This window comes from Edwardsiella piscicida, from assembly GCF_021733145.1.
Lineage (GTDB): Bacteria > Pseudomonadota > Gammaproteobacteria > Enterobacterales > Enterobacteriaceae > Edwardsiella > Edwardsiella piscicida.
In genome coordinates this window covers 166,976-182,575 of sequence record NZ_CP090968.1, presented here as the reverse complement: position 1 = coordinate 182,575, position 15,600 = coordinate 166,976, and the positions used below count along the sequence as shown (strand labels likewise).

Genomic DNA, 15,600 nt, shown 5'->3' with positions numbered 1-15,600 from the left:
GGCGCGAAATTGTAGTTCAATTTCGCGCCTATGGCAATGCAGATTTTGCTATCGCGTGCGTTATTACGCTTTTTCGACCTGGCTGAAGTCCAGCTCTACCGGCGTAGCACGGCCAAAGATAGAGACAGATACCTTCAGGCGGCTCTTCTCGTAATCCACCTCTTCGACCACGCCGTTGAAGTCGGCAAACGGCCCTTCGTTGACGCGAACCATTTCACCCGGCTCGAACAGCGTCTTCGGACGCGGCTTATCACCCACCTGCTGCAGGCGGTTCATAATCGCATCCACTTCTTTATCGCTGATCGGCGCAGGACGATCGGACGTCCCACCGATAAAGCCCATCACACGCGGTACACTGCGCACCAGATGCCAGCTGGCGTCGTTCATTACCATTTGCACCAGGACATAGCCCGGGAAGAACTTACGCTCACTCTTGCGGCGCTGGCCGCCACGGATTTCAACCACTTCCTCGGTCGGCACCATGACTTCACCAAACAGCTCTTCCATATTGTGCAGTTTGATATGCTCGCGCAGCGACTGTGCTACGCGACCCTCAAAACCGGAAAACGCCTGAACGACGTACCAACGCTTCTTCGGTGCTTCAGACATTTTAGAACCTCAGGCCAGTAATAAAGGAAACCAGACGGACTAGAATACCATCCAGTCCCCACAGAATCAGTGCCATAACGGCGGTCACTGCGGCGACGATCAAAGTCGTATGCAGCGCTTCCTGGCGTGTCGGCCAAATCACTTTACGCATTTCGGTACGCGCTTCGCGGGCAAATGCCACGGTCGCCTTACCCTGCGCTGTCATCAAGGCGATGCCGCCCGCGGCAGCGATGATAACCACAACGGCCAGAGCACGCAGTGGCAGACTCACATCACGGTAAATATAGTTACCGACGATGGCTACGATCAGCAGAACGGCGACGACCAGCCACTTCATGACTTCCAGGCCACGCCCGCTCCCTTGAGCATCGGTATTCGCACTCATAAACCAACCTGTCACTAGATTCCAGAAAAACAACTTTGCCCCGCAATGCGAGGCAAACCAAACCGAATGAGAATCTTACGAGATACCAATGTGGATATCACATTTATATCTGCAAAAAGCGATGTTGCTCGCGTGTTTGCGCGGCAATCCACAGTTCGGCACCATACGCCGTATCGCCAGAGCCTATCTCACCAGTAATTATGTAGAAAAAACCACTGATGAGATAGGTTCTTGTCAAACCGCGTAGAAAAAGGGCATCAAATGATGCCCTTTTATCACGTGCTGCGTCAAATCTTATTCGATAACTTTAGCAACAACGCCCGCACCAACGGTACGGCCGCCTTCGCGGATTGCGAAGCGCAGACCATCGTCCATGGCGATCGGGTGGATCAGGGTAACAACCATCTTGATGTTGTCGCCCGGCATGACCATCTCTACGCCTTCCGGCAGTTCGATGGTGCCCGTTACGTCAGTAGTACGGAAGTAGAACTGCGGACGGTAGCCTTTGAAGAACGGAGTATGACGGCCGCCTTCATCCTTGCTCAGGATGTACACTTCTGATTCGAACTTGGTGTGCGGAGTGATGGAGCCCGGCTTAGCCAGTACCTGACCACGTTCGATTTCGTCACGCTTGGTACCACGCAGCAGTACGCCAACGTTCTCACCAGCACGGCCTTCGTCCAGCAGTTTGCGGAACATTTCCACGCCGGTACAGGTAGTTTTGGTCGTCGCTTTGATACCAACGATTTCAACTTCGTCACCTACCTTGATGATACCGCGCTCTACACGACCGGTAACAACGGTACCACGGCCAGAGATAGAGAATACGTCTTCGATCGGCAGCAGGAACGGCTTGTCGATGTCACGCTCAGGTTCCGGGATGTAGGAGTCCAGAGTTTCAGCCAGTTCGATGATCTTAGCTTCCCACTCGGCTTCGCCTTCCAGCGCTTTCAGCGCAGAACCGCGGATTACCGGCGTATCGTCGCCCGGGAAGTCGTACTGAGACAGCAGCTCACGAACTTCCATCTCAACCAGTTCCAGCAGCTCTTCGTCATCAACCATGTCGCACTTGTTCAGGAACACGATGATGTACGGAACGCCTACCTGGCGACCCAGCAGGATGTGCTCACGGGTCTGCGGCATCGGGCCGTCAGTCGCAGCAACAACCAGGATTGCGCCGTCCATCTGCGCAGCACCCGTGATCATGTTTTTAACATAGTCGGCGTGCCCCGGGCAGTCTACGTGAGCGTAGTGACGGGTCGGGGTATCGTATTCAACGTGAGAGGTGTTGATGGTGATACCACGTGCTTTTTCTTCCGGCGCGTTATCGATCTGATCGAATGCGCGAGCGCTACCGCCGTAGGTTTTAGCCAGAACGGTGGTGATAGCAGCGGTCAGGGTAGTTTTACCGTGGTCAACGTGGCCGATAGTACCGACGTTAACGTGCGGTTTTGAACGTTCAAACTTTTCTTTAGACATTAATTGTCCCTCTAATACACGGATAAATCGGTGATATCACCACATCAACCAAGCAAATAACGCTAAATGGCTGTTTATATGCTTGCTGAAATTTATTACAGAGAAACCAGAAGGGGGAAAAGAGAGATGGTGCTGATACCCAGAATCGAACTGGGGACCTCACCCTTACCAAGGGTGCGCTCTACCGACTGAGCCATATCAGCACATGTTTGGAGCGGGCAGCGGGAATCGAACCCGCATCATCAGCTTGGAAGGCTGAGGTAATAGCCATTATACGATGCCCGCACCTGAACCCGGCTACCTGATTGTTCTGTAGAGTTTACACCGGACGCCGTTGCTGCGCGTGCCGCTGTATTCTGGAATGTACCGACTGCTTACACCCCAAGCCCTATTGCTAAGGCTGAATAAATGGTGGTGGGGGAAGGATTCGAACCTTCGAAGTCTGAGACGGCAGATTTACAGTCTGCTCCCTTTGGCCGCTCGGGAACCCCACCACACCGGATTGTCTTACTTGATGGTGCCGGCTGCCGGAATCGAACTGGCGACCTACTGATTACAAGTCAGTTGCTCTACCTACTGAGCTAAGCCGGCATCAAGTAGCGCGCATTCTAGGTAGTGATCGTCAGCTATGCAACAAAAAAATTCGATTTTACGCTTCTTCGCTCATAAAACACGCAGAACAGACGAATTCACGCCTCTGCGCCTCGATCAAGAAGCGACTGATTTCCGTTCGCCGCAGCACATCGCGCTAAAGAATAATCCAATCCACCGCCAGAAGAAAGTCCATTGTGCCAACTTTTCCCCGCAACGCGTAACGCCACGGAAACTGACGCTCCGATGTAGATAACGCGCCTCGCGACGACAGATGGCTTGATCGCATACAAACCATCACGTAGATTGAAACAACTTTTGGAAAAAAGCGCTGCGCCCCAACCGAAGCTGTCTATAATAAGCGACTCGTTTTCTCTGGAGTTGGCGTCCGCGCCGTTTCCATCCCGCGCTGACAGGCAGACACAGGCATATGAAGAAAGAGCAATCCCTGGCGACCCCCTATCTGCAGTTTGATCGCCACCAGTGGGCGGCATTGCGTAATTCCGTCCCGTTAACTCTCACCGAAGAAGAGATTGCCCGTCTCAAAGGGATAAATGAAGATCTCTCGCTGGATGAGGTTGCCCAGATCTATTTGCCCCTTTCACGCTTACTGAATTTCTATTTCAGCTCCAGCGTCAGTCGACAGGCCGTGCTGGAAAAGTTCCTCGGCACCCATAGCCCACGCATCCCCTATATTATCGGCATTGCAGGCAGCGTCGCGGTCGGCAAGAGCACGACGGCCCGCGTATTGCAGGCGCTGCTTAGCCAGTGGCCAGAGCACCGCCGGGTCGAACTGATCACCACCGACGGATTCCTGCATCCCAATAAAGTACTGCAGGAGCGGGGGCTGATGAAAAAGAAAGGCTTTCCCCAATCCTACGATATGCACCGTCTGGTGAAGTTTGTCTCAGATATAAAATCAGGCGTGCCGCGGGTGACCGCCCCCCAATACTCTCACCTGATTTACGATGTGATCCCGGACAGCCGTAAGGTGATTGAGCAACCCGATATTCTGATCTTGGAAGGATTGAACGTGCTGCAAAGCGGGATGGACTATCCACACGATCCGCACCGGGTATTCGTATCCGACTTTGTCGACTTCTCCATCTATGTTGATGCTGATGAGCATCAGCTGCAGGCCTGGTATATCAACCGCTTTCTCAAGTTCCGCGAAGGGGCCTTCTCCAACCCGGACTCTTACTTCCATCATTACTCACAGCTGCCGGAGTCTGAGGCCATCGCGATTGCCACCGGGCTATGGAATGAAATTAACGGATTAAACCTGCGCCAAAATATTCTGCCAACCCGCGAGCGGGCCAGCCTCATCATGACCAAGGGCAGCAATCACGCCATTGAGAGCGTCCGTCTGCGCAAATAGGTAGCCCCACGGCGCGCGGCGGCAAAAATCGTCGGGGGGAGCCAGCGCTCCCCCGCCTTCGGCAGATACGCCCGCTCAGCCTGCGCGTAAGGAGATCTCACCACCGATAAAAGGGGTGATAACGCCGTCGCGCTCCAGCAGTAGCGCGCCCTGAGCATCGATGCCTCGTGCAATACCGTGAATCACCTGCTCCCCGATGATCAGCCGTACCGGACGGTCAATAAAGTTATCCAGCGCCCGCCAGCGAGCGATAAACGGTGATAAACCGCGCACCTCAAAATCGGCCAGCGTACTGCGCAGGCGGCTCAGCAGGCAGGCTACCAGCTGATTTCGATCGATGTTGACCCCGGCCTCCTGCAGATTGATCCACTGCTGATCCACGACGCTGGTATCCGGATTGCGCATCATCAGGTTGATCCCGGCGCCGACCACAATATTCGCCGCATCGCCCGTTTTTCCCGTCAGCTCAACCAGAATACCGGCCAACTTACGATCGTTAAGGTAGAGGTCATTCGGCCACTTGACCTTAACACCGGCGGCACCCAGCGCCTGCAAGACCTCCGCCATGACGATCCCGATCACCAGGCTCAGCCCCATTGCGGCGGCCGGCCCCTGCTCCAGCTTCCAGTACATGGAGAGATACAGATTAGCGCCGAAGGGTGAGAACCAGTGACGGCCGCGGCGCCCGCGTCCAGCCTGCTGATACTCGGCAACGCAGGCGTCGCCGGAAGCCAACTCGCCAATTCGCTCCAGCAGGTACTGATTGGTGGAATCCACCACCGGCAGTACCGTTACCCGCCCCTGGGGCAGCAAGGTGCCGATCGTATCCGCATTCAGCAGCTGCATGGGCGTCGGCAGACAGTAGCCTTTCCCGGGAACGGTAAATACATCAATACCCCAGTCGCGCAGGGTCTGAATATGCTTATTGATCCCCGCTCGGCTCATGCCCAACGACTCACCTAAATGCTCACCGGAGTGAAAATCGCCATCGGCCAGCTGCGAAATCAGTTTCAGTGGAACCGTAATATCTTTCATGACAGTACCTCAACGGCGTTAACCTCGCCCTGAGCGGCGATAAAGCGGACCTCGGGCTCTAGCCACACAGAAAACGCCTCGCCAACCCGACGACGCACATAGCGCGCCAGCGCGATAACATCCTGGGCGCTAGCCTGATGCTGATTAATCAGCACTAGCGCCTGCTGACGGTGCACCGCCGCACCGCCGATCTGATATCCCTTAAGCTCACAGCGATCGATGAGCCAGCCTGCCGCCAGCTTCACCTCGCCATTTTCCTGCGGGTAGCAGGGCGCCTGTGGATAGCGCGCACGGATAGCCTCGGCGGCCTCTGCGCTCACCACCGGATTCTTGAAGAAGCTCCCCGCGTTACCCTGCTGCGCCGGATCGGGCAACTTGGTTCTACGCATATGGCAGACCGCGTCAAATACGGCCCGCGGTGTCGCGGTCATCGCATCAAGACGAGTCAAATCACCGTAGCTAAGCATCGGCTGCCAGCGTTTGCTCAGGCGCAATCCCACGGCGACGATCGCATACCCATCGCGATAGCGATGTTTAAAAATGCTCTCTCGATAGCCAAAGCCACACGCGGCGGCGGGCAGACGCTGCAGAGTGCCATTGCGCAGATCCATCGCGTCGACGTAGTCACAGACATGCTGTAGCTCTACGCCGTAGGCACCGATATTCTGGATGGGAGCAGAGCCTACGCAGCCTGGGATCAACGCCAGATTCTCTAGACCCGCCATTCCGTGATCCAGGGTATAGCGCACCAGATCGTGCCAGTTTTCACCGGCCCCCACGTGTAAATGCCAGCTCTCCTCATCCTCATCAACCTGGATCCCGGGAATACGATTAAGGATCACGCTGCCGGCAAAATCCTCCATGAACAGGACATTACTGCCGCCGCCCAGAATCAGAACCGGCTGTCGGCGCGCCGTCGCAGCCTGCCAATGGGACAGAAGCGCTGCGCTACTGTCCGCAGTAAGGATCTGCTCGGCCCGAGCAGGAAGACCGAAGGTGGTAAATTCGGTAAGTGATGTAAGGTGCTTGGACATGAAACGGCTATCTCATCCTGACTAAACAGTCTCTAGTCTACCCGATTATCTGCGCTATACCGTGGATAAATCAGTATGGATAGCGGAATTTCAGCGGACGGGTCAGTCCACAGCAGGACGCCAGGGATAGATACACTGGATATCCCACGGTAAGGCAAAAAGCCGCCGGGCGGATAAACCCAAGGCCTGTAGTGGATCGGTAATTCAGGACACCTCGAAATCCTGTTAATGTTAAAACAGTGAACATGAGGTGATGCATGCTCAAAACTCGTCGAACTAAACGCACCTTTTCCCCGGAGTTCCAGCTCGAAGCTATCGAGCAAGTGGTTAAATACCAGCGCGATGTCAGAGAAGTCGCTCTGGCACTTGAGCTCAACCCTGACCATTTGCGCAAATGGATACGTCTGTATAAGCAAGAACTTCAGGGTATTGAGCCCACTGGTAATGCCATTACCCCTGAACAGCGAGAAATTCAGCAGCTTAAAGCGCAGATAAAGCGTCTTGAGATGGAAAAAGAAATCCTAAAGCAGGCTGCCGTGCTGATGAGCGAAATCCCCGGCAAGCTGTCGCGCTAATCACACGGCAGAAAGCAAAGTGGCCAGTGCGGATTCTTTGTCATTTATTCGGTATTCACCGTAGCGTTTATTACGCGCTGGTGAAGCGTCCTGTTAATGTGCAAAGAATTGAATTACGAAGCCGGGTGAGGGCTTTCCATGCTCTCAGTCGTGGCGCTGCCGGTAGCCGGGCAATCAGCCAGATGTTGCGCCAGAGTGGTGTTAATGCAGTCCGGTGGCTGGCACGACAACTGATGCGGGAATGCGGGCTGACAAGTCGACAGCCGGTTAAACATCGCTACCGGGTAAACGAAGACAACAGTCCGCCATTGCCAAACTTACTGAACCGGCAGTTTAACCCCACCGCACCAAACCGCGTCTGGTGCGGCGACATCAGCTTTATTCGCCTGCGGGACAGACGGTGTCATCTCGCGCTTGTTGTTGATCTATATTCACGTCGAATTATCGGTTCAGCCCTTTCATTAACCGCTGATGCTGATCTGGCGTGCAGGGCTTTGCGTAATGCTCTGGAAACACGATCGCGTGATGGCCGTCTGCTGTTTCATTCAGATCAAGGTGTTCAATATAAAAGCAATAAATACAGAAGGTTACTCTGGCGTTATGGGGTAATGCAAAGTATGAGTCGCAGAGGGAATTGCCTAGATAATTCGCCGATGGAAAGAGTCTTTCGCAGCTTTAAAAGTGAATGGCTTCCGAAAGGTGGCTATGGTGATTTTAGCCATGCAGTACGCGATATAAACCAGTGGATAAATGGTTATTACAACGTTTATCGACCTCATACAAACAATGGTGGTTTATCGCCTTGCTTGCATGAAGAAAAGTGGAAACAGGTTATTACAGTGTCCTGATTTTGTGATCCACTACAGCCCCGGCTTTCAGACGTCGCTTCCTCGACGCCCCGTCCTGTTCCACGGCCGTTGACGGTGGGGATCCTGTCCGTCGGCGCCCTTCAGGCTATCGCGCGCGGCCTTCTCGCGACGTTCTCGCGACGTTCAGATGCGCCGCCGGCGTCGCGGTTCGCCTCGAGAGTCATCCGCTTCCCGGCAACACGCCGATAAACAAAAAGACCCCATGCTTTCGCATGAGGTCTTTTTGTTTGTTTGATGCCTGGCAGTTCCCTACTCTCGCATGGGGAGACCCCACACTACCATCGGCGCTACGGCGTTTCACTTCTGAGTTCGGCATGGGGTCAGGTGGGACCACCGCGCTATCGCCGCCAGGCAAATTCTGTTTTACCAACCGCCATCACTGGCCATCGGTATCAATCTTGAACAAGCTTCATTCGTCTCTCTAAAACACCTTCGGTGTTGTAAGGTTAAGTCTCACGGATCATTAGTACTGGTTAGCTCAACGTATCGCTACGCTTACACACCCAGCCTATCAACGTCTTAGTCTTAAACGTTCCTTCAGTGGACTCAAGGTCCAAGGGAAGACTCATCTCGAGGCAAGTTTCGCGCTTAGATGCTTTCAGCGCTTATCTTTTCCGCACGTAGCTACCGGGCAATGCAATTGGCATCACAACCCGAACACCAGCGGTGCGTCCACTCCGGTCCTCTCGTACTAGGAGCAGCCCCTCTCAATCTTCCAACGCCCACGGCAGATAGGGACCGAACTGTCTCACGACGTTCTAAACCCAGCTCGCGTACCACTTTAAATGGCGAACAGCCATACCCTTGGGACCTACTTCAGCCCCAGGATGTGATGAGCCGACATCGAGGTGCCAAACACCGCCGTCGATATGAACTCTTGGGCGGTATCAGCCTGTTATCCCCGGAGTACCTTTTATCCGTTGAGCGATGGCCCTTCCATTCAGAACCACCGGATCACTAAGACCTGCTTTCGCACCTGCTCGAGCCGTCACTCTCGCAGTCAAGCTAGCTTATGCCTTTGCACTAACCTCCTGATGTCCGACCAGGATTAGCTAACCTTCGTGCTCCTCCGTTACTCTTTGGGAGGAGACCGCCCCAGTCAAACTACCCACCAGACACTGTCCCTATCCCGGATCACGGGACCAGGTTAGAACATCAAACATTAAAGGGTGGTATTTCAAGGTCGGCTCCATGCAGACTGGCGTCCACACTTCAAAGCCTCCCACCTATCCTACACATCAAGGTTCAATGTTCAGTGTCAAGCTATAGTAAAGGTTCACGGGGTCTTTCCGTCTTGCCGCGGGTACACTGCATCTTCACAGCGAGTTCAATTTCACTGAGTCTCGGGTGGAGACAGCCTGGCCATCATTACGCCATTCGTGCAGGTCGGAACTTACCCGACAAGGAATTTCGCTACCTTAGGACCGTTATAGTTACGGCCGCCGTTTACTGGGGCTTCGATCAAGAGCTTCGCCTTGCGGCTGACCCCATCAATTAACCTTCCAGCACCGGGCAGGCGTCACACCCTATACGTCCACTTTCGTGTTTGCAGAGTGCTGTGTTTTTATTAAACAGTTGCAGCCAGCTGGTATCTTCGACTGGCTTCGGCTCCATCCGCGAGGGACTTCACCTACGTGCCAGCGTGCCTTCTCCCGAAGTTACGGCACCATTTTGCCTAGTTCCTTCACCCGAGTTCTCTCAAGCGCCTTGGTATTCTCTACCTGACCACCTGTGTCGGTTTGGGGTACGATTCAGTGTTATCTGGAGCTTAGAGGCTTTTCCTGGAAGCAGGGCATTAACCACTTCAGCACCGTAGTGCCTCGTCATCACGCCTCAGTGTTAAAGGTAACCGGATTTGCCAAGTTACCCCACCTACACGCTTAAACCGGGACAACCGTCGCCCGGCCGGTCTAGCCTTCTCCGTCCCCCCTTCGCAATAACACCAAGTACAGGAATATTAACCTGTTTCCCATCGACTACGCTTTTCAGCCTCGCCTTAGGGGTCGACTTACCCTGCCCCGATTAACGTTGGACAGGAACCCTTGGTCTTCCGGCGAGCGGGCTTTTCACCCGCTTTATCGTTACTTATGTCAGCATTCGCACTTCTGATACCTCCAGCAGCCCTCACAGGCCACCTTCGCAGGCTTACAGAACGCTCCCCTACCCAACAACGCCTAAGCGTCGCTGCCGCAGCTTCGGTGCATGGTTTAGCCCCGTTACATCTTCCGCGCAGGCCGACTCGACCAGTGAGCTATTACGCTTTCTTTAAATGATGGCTGCTTCTAAGCCAACATCCTGGCTGTCTATGCCTTCCCACATCGTTTCCCACTTAACCATGACTTTGGGACCTTAGCTGGCGGTCTGGGTTGTTTCCCTCTTCACGACGGACGTTAGCACCCGCCGTGTGTCTCCCGTGATAACATTCTTCGGTATTCGTAGTTTGCATCGGGTTGGTAAGTCGGGATGACCCCCTAGCCGAAACAGTGCTCTACCCCCGAAGATGAGTTCACGAGGCGCTACCTAAATAGCTTTCGGGGAGAACCAGCTATCTCCCGGTTTGATTGGCCTTTCACCCCCAGCCACAAGTCATCCGCTAATTTTTCAACATTAGTCGGTTCGGTCCTCCAGTTAGTGTTACCCAACCTTCAACCTGCCCATGGCTAGATCACCGGGTTTCGGGTCTATACCTTGCAACTAGACGCCCAGTTAAGACTCGGTTTCCCTACGGCTCCCCTATTCGGTTAACCTTGCTACAAAATATAAGTCGCTGACCCATTATACAAAAGGTACGCAGTCACACCCCGAAGGATGCTCCCACTGCTTGTACGTACACGGTTTCAGGTTCTATTTCACTCCCCTCGCCGGGGTTCTTTTCGCCTTTCCCTCACGGTACTGGTTCACTATCGGTCAGTCAGGAGTATTTAGCCTTGGAGGATGGTCCCCCCATATTCAGACAGGATAACACGTGTCCCGCCCTACTCATCGAACTCACAGCTGTGCACCTTCGTGTACGGGGCTATCACCCTGTATCGCGCGACTTTCCAGACGCTTCCACTAATGCACAAACTGATTCAGGTTCTGGGCTCTTCCCCGTTCGCTCGCCGCTACTAGGGGAATCTCGGTTGATTTCTTTTCCTCAGGGTACTTAGATGTTTCAGTTCCCCTGGTTCGCCTCGTTAAGCTATGTATTCACTTAACGATAGTGCAACGGATTGCACTGGGTTTCCCCATTCGGACATCGCCGGCTAATAACGCTTCATATCAGCTCACCGACGCTTATCGCAGATTAGCACGTCCTTCATCGCCTCTGACTGCCTAGGCATCCACCGTGTACGCTTAGTCACTTAACCTCACAACCCGAAGGTGTTTCACTTCGTGCTGTAAGCATTTGAGAGACTCTCGAATCACTTATTAAAAGCAATTCGATTGTTTTCGAATTTTCAGCTTGTTCCAGATTGTTAAAGAGCAAATATTGCAAACATGACTCGTAAGTCCGTTTTGCAATACAGTTGGCATCGTCTTTCACCCGATACCGCAAATGGCGTCCCCTAGGGGATTCGAACCCCTGTTACCGCCGTGAAAGGGCGGTGTCCTAGGCCTCTAGACGAAGGGGACACAGGGTCGGCTTCGCAGACGCGTTTGCTCGAACATCTATCAGACAATCTGTGTGAGCACTACACAATTTCGTATCTTCAGGTAAGGAGGTGATCCAACCGCAGGTTCCCCTACGGTTACCTTGTTACGACTTCACCCCAGTCATGAATCACAAAGTGGTAAGCGCCCTCCCGAAGGTTAAGCTACCTACTTCTTTTGCAACCCACTCCCATGGTGTGACGGGCGGTGTGTACAAGGCCCGGGAACGTATTCACCGTGGCATTCTGATCCACGATTACTAGCGATTCCGACTTCATGGAGTCGAGTTGCAGACTCCAATCCGGACTACGACGTACTTTATGAGGTCCGCTTGCTCTCGCGAGTTCGCTTCTCTTTGTATACGCCATTGTAGCACGTGTGTAGCCCTACTCGTAAGGGCCATGATGACTTGACGTCATCCCCACCTTCCTCCAGTTTATCACTGGCAGTCTCCTTTGAGTTCCCGGCCGAACCGCTGGCAACAAAGGATAAGGGTTGCGCTCGTTGCGGGACTTAACCCAACATTTCACAACACGAGCTGACGACAGCCATGCAGCACCTGTCTCAGCGTTCCCGAAGGCACTCCCGTATCTCTACAGGATTCGCTGGATGTCAAGAGTAGGTAAGGTTCTTCGCGTTGCATCGAATTAAACCACATGCTCCACCGCTTGTGCGGGCCCCCGTCAATTCATTTGAGTTTTAACCTTGCGGCCGTACTCCCCAGGCGGTCGATTTAACGCGTTAGCTTCGGAAGCCACGCCTCAAGGGCACAACCTCCAAATCGACATCGTTTACAGCGTGGACTACCAGGGTATCTAATCCTGTTTGCTCCCCACGCTTTCGCACCTGAGCGTCAGTCTTCGTCCAGGAGGCCGCCTTCGCCACCGGTATTCCTCCAGATCTCTACGCATTTCACCGCTACACCTGGAATTCTACCTCCCTCTACGAGACTCTAGCTTGCCAGTCTTGGATGCAGTTCCCAGGTTAAGCCCGGGGATTTCACATCCAACTTAACAAACCGCCTGCGTGCGCTTTACGCCCAGTAATTCCGATTAACGCTTGCACCCTCCGTATTACCGCGGCTGCTGGCACGGAGTTAGCCGGTGCTTCTTCTGTAGGTAACGTCAATTGTGAGCGCTATTAACGTTCACACCTTCCTCCCTACTGAAAGTACTTTACAACCCGAAGGCCTTCTTCATACACGCGGCATGGCTGCATCAGGCTTGCGCCCATTGTGCAATATTCCCCACTGCTGCCTCCCGTAGGAGTCTGGACCGTGTCTCAGTTCCAGTGTGGCTGGTCATCCTCTCAGACCAGCTAGGGATCGTCGCCTAGGTGAGCCATTACCCCACCTACTAGCTAATCCCATCTGGGTTCATCTGATGGCATGAGGCCCGAAGGTCCCCCACTTTGGTCTTGCGACGTTATGCGGTATTAGCTACCGTTTCCAGTAGTTATCCCCCTCCATCAGGCAGATCCCCAGACATTACTCACCCGTCCGCCGCTCGTCAGCGGAGAAAGCAAGCTTTCTCCCTGCTACCGCTCGACTTGCATGTGTTAAGCCTGCCGCCAGCGTTCAATCTGAGCCATGATCAAACTCTTCAATTAAAAGCTTGATGCTCAAAGAAATTAAACTGTTTATTCGTAATGAATTAACTGCTGTCACTCTTCAAGACTTTAAATATTTTCGCATTCCGAGGAATGCGTAATACGAATCTTGCGAGTGCCCACACAGATTGTCTGATAATTTGTTAAAGAGCGTCGCCGTGAAAACCCGTTGAGTTATCACCGGCGTGGGCTGCGTATATTACGCTTTTCGCCCGCAGAGTCAAGCGTTTATTTTCGCTTTCTCTGCCTGACTGGGCGACGTATCGGTCGTTGTTCCCGGTCAGTGGAGGCGCATTATAGGGACTTCTCGCGACGTGACAAGTCTTAATTTTAAAATTTATATCGTTCGGTTTTTTTTTCAACAAAACCTGGATTTCATGCAGTTTCTTTAGCTAATGTGCTCACGAAGCGCGCAAAATCACGGGCAAAGCGGTCGACCTGCTGCCAGTCCGTATACTCGACCTCTTTTGTCGTATCGGTCTCGCCGCCGGTCATCTTCATAATCATCTTAATCATGGTGCGATCCAGCCAGCCATAGCGGGGATAGCGCAGCGCGCCGGCAAACACCACGCACTGGGCGGGCTTCCACGGCGTCGACAGCAAAAATTTACGCGTATAGCCGTTAGTCTGCGGGGTTCGCTTCTCTGGCTTGCGCGCCGTCAGGTTAATGGCAAAAAATGCGCTCGGCATCGTATTCAGCTGCGAAGTATGGTCACTGGCAAAGCGGTACAGCGCGCGGGGAAAGTGGCCATAGCGTACCGCGGCGCCAATCGCCACCGCCTGGTAAGCGTTCAGGTCAATATCGCCCGCCTGTTCTAAATCCCTCAGCTCACAGTCCAACGTCTCAGACATCGCCGTCGCAATCGCGGTGGCGATCGCTTTAGTTTGTCCATCGTGGCTTGAATACAGCACTAACGTTTTCATCGTTGATCCCTATTCCGTCAGTTACGCCAAAACGTTGGCGTAAACAGCACCAATAATGTAAACACCTCCAGACGGCCAAACAGCATGGTCACCACCAAGATCCATTTAGCGACATCATTCATTGAGGTGAAGTTATCCGCCACGACCCCCAGCCCGGGGCCAAGGTTATTTAAGGTTGCGACCACCGCTGCAAAGGCGGAGAAATCATCGACACCGGTCGCAATGATCGCCAGCATACTGATGATAAACACTAGGGCATAGGCTGAAAAGAATCCCCAGACAGCCTCCAGAATCCGCTCCGGCAGGGCGCGGTTTCCCAGCTTGATGGTATATACCGCATTGGGGTGTACCAGCCGCTTGAGCTCACGTGACCCCTGTAGGAACAGCAGCAGAATGCGGATCACCTTAAGCCCACCGCCGGTAGAGCCAGCGCAGCCCCCGATAAACGCGGAGCACAGCAGCAGCACGGGTAAAAACAGCGGCCATTTGGCAATGCTGTCGGTGGTGAAACCGGCGGTAGTCGCCATCGAGACCACCTGAAAAAAGGCCTGATTGAGCGTTTGCCATCCGCTGGCGTACACATTATGCAGCCACAAAACCAGCGTACAGACGCTGACCAGCGTCAGCTGCACGGCGATGAACATCCTGAACTCCGGATCGCGCCAATACACCCGGGGACTGCGTCCACTGAGAAAAGCAAAGTGCAGGCTAAAGTTACACCCGGAAATCAGCAGAAAAACGGCGATGATGGTATTAATGGTCGGACTGTTGAAGTAGCCGATGCTGGCGTCATGGGTTGAGAACCCGCCGATGGCGATAGTCGAAAAGCTGTGAGAAATAGCGTCAAACACATCCATTCCCGCCCCCCACAGGGCGATGGCGCAGGCAATGGTCAGCATGACATAGATAAGCCACAGCGTTTTGGCCGTTTCGGCAATACGCGGGCGCATCTTGTTATCTTTAAGGGGGCCCGGCATCTCGGCCCGGTATAGCTGCAGGCCACCAACGCCAAGAATAGGCAGAATGGCCACCGCCAGCACAATGATCCCCATACCGCCGAGCCACTGTAGCATCTGCCGATAGAACAGAATCGCCTTCGGCAGCGCATCTAGCCCGACCAGCGTTGTGGCACCGGTCGTGGTCAAACCGGAAAACGACTCGAAGAACGCATCGGTGACGCTGAGATTCGGACGCTCTGAAAACAGAAACGGCAGCGCACCGACGCTGCCCAGCACGGTCCAAAACAGCACGACGATCAGAAACCCCTCGCGCGGCTTCAGCTCATGCTTCTGCTTACGCTGGGGCCACCACAGCAGCATACCGATGCCGAGGGCGACAAAAAACGTTTCGACAAACGCACGTCCGGCGCCATCGCGGTAGATCAGCGCCACCAGTCCGGGGACAAACATGGTGCCGGAAAACAGGATGACCAGCAGGCCGACGATTCGAATGATGGCGCGAAAATGCATCCGGACACATT

At 53.9% G+C, this 15,600-nt stretch carries 9 protein-coding genes, 5 tRNA genes and 3 rRNA genes; 2 read left to right on the top strand and 15 right to left on the bottom strand.

Going from position 1 to position 15,600, the window contains the following annotated elements:
- Positions 1-63: 63 nt before the first annotated feature.
- The 7 genes from nusG to L1P05_RS00855 form a co-directional block, all read right to left on the bottom strand.
- Positions 64-609 carry a transcription termination/antitermination protein NusG gene (nusG, locus tag L1P05_RS00885; RefSeq protein WP_005280494.1) on the bottom strand — a complete coding sequence of 182 codons (546 nt, stop codon included), beginning with the start codon at positions 607-609 and terminating at the stop codon, positions 64-66.
- 1 nt (position 610) lies between these two features.
- The gene (gene secE, locus L1P05_RS00880; protein ID WP_015460707.1) at positions 611-994 is read right to left on the bottom strand and encodes a preprotein translocase subunit SecE; all 384 of its coding nucleotides are present in this window, start codon (positions 992-994) and stop codon (positions 611-613) included.
- Between the two features lie 294 nt (positions 995-1,288).
- The gene (gene tuf, locus L1P05_RS00875; RefSeq protein WP_012847048.1) at positions 1,289-2,473 is read right to left on the bottom strand and encodes an elongation factor Tu; all 1,185 of its coding nucleotides are present in this window, start codon (positions 2,471-2,473) and stop codon (positions 1,289-1,291) included.
- A gap of 127 nt (positions 2,474-2,600) precedes the next feature.
- A tRNA-Thr gene (locus tag L1P05_RS00870) sits at positions 2,601-2,676 on the bottom strand.
- 7 nt (positions 2,677-2,683) lie between these two features.
- Positions 2,684-2,758: transfer RNA gene (locus L1P05_RS00865), tRNA-Gly, on the bottom strand.
- 124 nt (positions 2,759-2,882) lie between these two features.
- Positions 2,883-2,967 (bottom strand) — tRNA-Tyr (locus L1P05_RS00860).
- Positions 2,968-2,988: 21 nt separating this feature from the next.
- Positions 2,989-3,064: transfer RNA gene (locus L1P05_RS00855), tRNA-Thr, on the bottom strand.
- Between the two features lie 430 nt (positions 3,065-3,494).
- On the opposite strand from L1P05_RS00855, the gene coaA reads away from it, so the two are divergent.
- Entirely contained in the window at positions 3,495-4,442 is a 948-nt protein-coding gene (coaA, locus tag L1P05_RS00850; RefSeq protein WP_012847047.1) for a type I pantothenate kinase, read from the top strand.
- A 75-nt stretch (positions 4,443-4,517) separates the two neighbouring features.
- Here the strand turns inward: coaA and birA are convergent, their stop codons facing one another.
- On the bottom strand, positions 4,518-5,477 hold the full coding sequence (gene birA, locus L1P05_RS00845) for a bifunctional biotin--[acetyl-CoA-carboxylase] ligase/biotin operon repressor BirA (protein ID WP_012847046.1): 960 nt from the start codon (positions 5,475-5,477) through the stop codon (positions 4,518-4,520).
- Positions 5,474-6,511 (bottom strand): UDP-N-acetylmuramate dehydrogenase, encoded by a 1,038-nt coding sequence (gene murB / locus L1P05_RS00840; RefSeq protein WP_012847045.1) that lies wholly within the window; start codon positions 6,509-6,511, stop codon positions 5,474-5,476. The genes birA and murB overlap by 4 nt, the downstream gene beginning before the upstream one ends.
- Positions 6,512-6,768: 257 nt before the next feature.
- Between murB and L1P05_RS00835 the strand changes: the two genes are divergently transcribed.
- A protein-coding gene (locus L1P05_RS00835; protein WP_109913384.1) for an IS3 family transposase occupies positions 6,769-7,934 on the top strand; the annotation gives its coding sequence in 2 pieces (ribosomal slippage) (positions 6,769-7,033 and positions 7,033-7,934; 1,167 coding nt in all).
- Between the two features lie 257 nt (positions 7,935-8,191).
- On the opposite strand, the gene rrf is transcribed toward L1P05_RS00835, so the two are convergent.
- The 6 genes from rrf to trkH form a co-directional block, all read right to left on the bottom strand.
- A 5S ribosomal RNA gene (rrf, locus tag L1P05_RS00830) occupies positions 8,192-8,307 on the bottom strand.
- A 90-nt stretch (positions 8,308-8,397) separates the two neighbouring features.
- Positions 8,398-11,305: ribosomal RNA gene (locus L1P05_RS00825) — 23S ribosomal RNA — on the bottom strand.
- Positions 11,306-11,494: 189 nt separating this feature from the next.
- A tRNA-Glu gene (locus tag L1P05_RS00820) sits at positions 11,495-11,570 on the bottom strand.
- An 82-nt stretch (positions 11,571-11,652) separates the two neighbouring features.
- Positions 11,653-13,196, bottom strand: a 16S ribosomal RNA gene (locus L1P05_RS00815).
- Together the 16S, 23S and 5S rRNA genes with 1 tRNA gene alongside form the textbook arrangement of a ribosomal RNA operon.
- A gap of 375 nt (positions 13,197-13,571) precedes the next feature.
- Positions 13,572-14,120, bottom strand: a complete 549-nt coding sequence (gene hemG / locus L1P05_RS00810) for a menaquinone-dependent protoporphyrinogen IX dehydrogenase (protein WP_012847042.1) — start codon at positions 14,118-14,120, stop codon at positions 13,572-13,574.
- Positions 14,121-14,137: 17 nt separating this feature from the next.
- A complete protein-coding gene (trkH, locus tag L1P05_RS00805; RefSeq protein ID WP_012847041.1) occupies positions 14,138-15,589 on the bottom strand; it encodes a Trk system potassium transporter TrkH in 1,452 nt (483 codons plus the stop codon).
- Between the last annotated feature and the right edge of the window lie 11 nt (positions 15,590-15,600).

Bases quoted from the DNA above. Each gene is read 5' to 3' on its own strand.
- murB (WP_012847045.1), bottom strand. From the start codon at position 6,511: ATGTCCAAGCACCTTACATCACTTACCGAATTTACCACCTTCGGTCTT.
- secE (WP_015460707.1), bottom strand. From the start codon at position 994: ATGAGTGCGAATACCGATGCTCAAGGGAGCGGGCGTGGCCTGGAAGTC.
- trkH (WP_012847041.1), bottom strand. From the start codon at position 15,589: ATGCATTTTCGCGCCATCATTCGAATCGTCGGCCTGCTGGTCATCCTG.
- coaA (WP_012847047.1), top strand. From the start codon at position 3,495: ATGAAGAAAGAGCAATCCCTGGCGACCCCCTATCTGCAGTTTGATCGC.
- birA (WP_012847046.1), bottom strand. From the start codon at position 5,477: ATGAAAGATATTACGGTTCCACTGAAACTGATTTCGCAGCTGGCCGAT.
- nusG (WP_005280494.1), bottom strand. From the start codon at position 609: ATGTCTGAAGCACCGAAGAAGCGTTGGTACGTCGTTCAGGCGTTTTCC.
- hemG (WP_012847042.1), bottom strand. From the start codon at position 14,120: ATGAAAACGTTAGTGCTGTATTCAAGCCACGATGGACAAACTAAAGCG.
- tuf (WP_012847048.1), bottom strand. From the start codon at position 2,473: ATGTCTAAAGAAAAGTTTGAACGTTCAAAACCGCACGTTAACGTCGGT.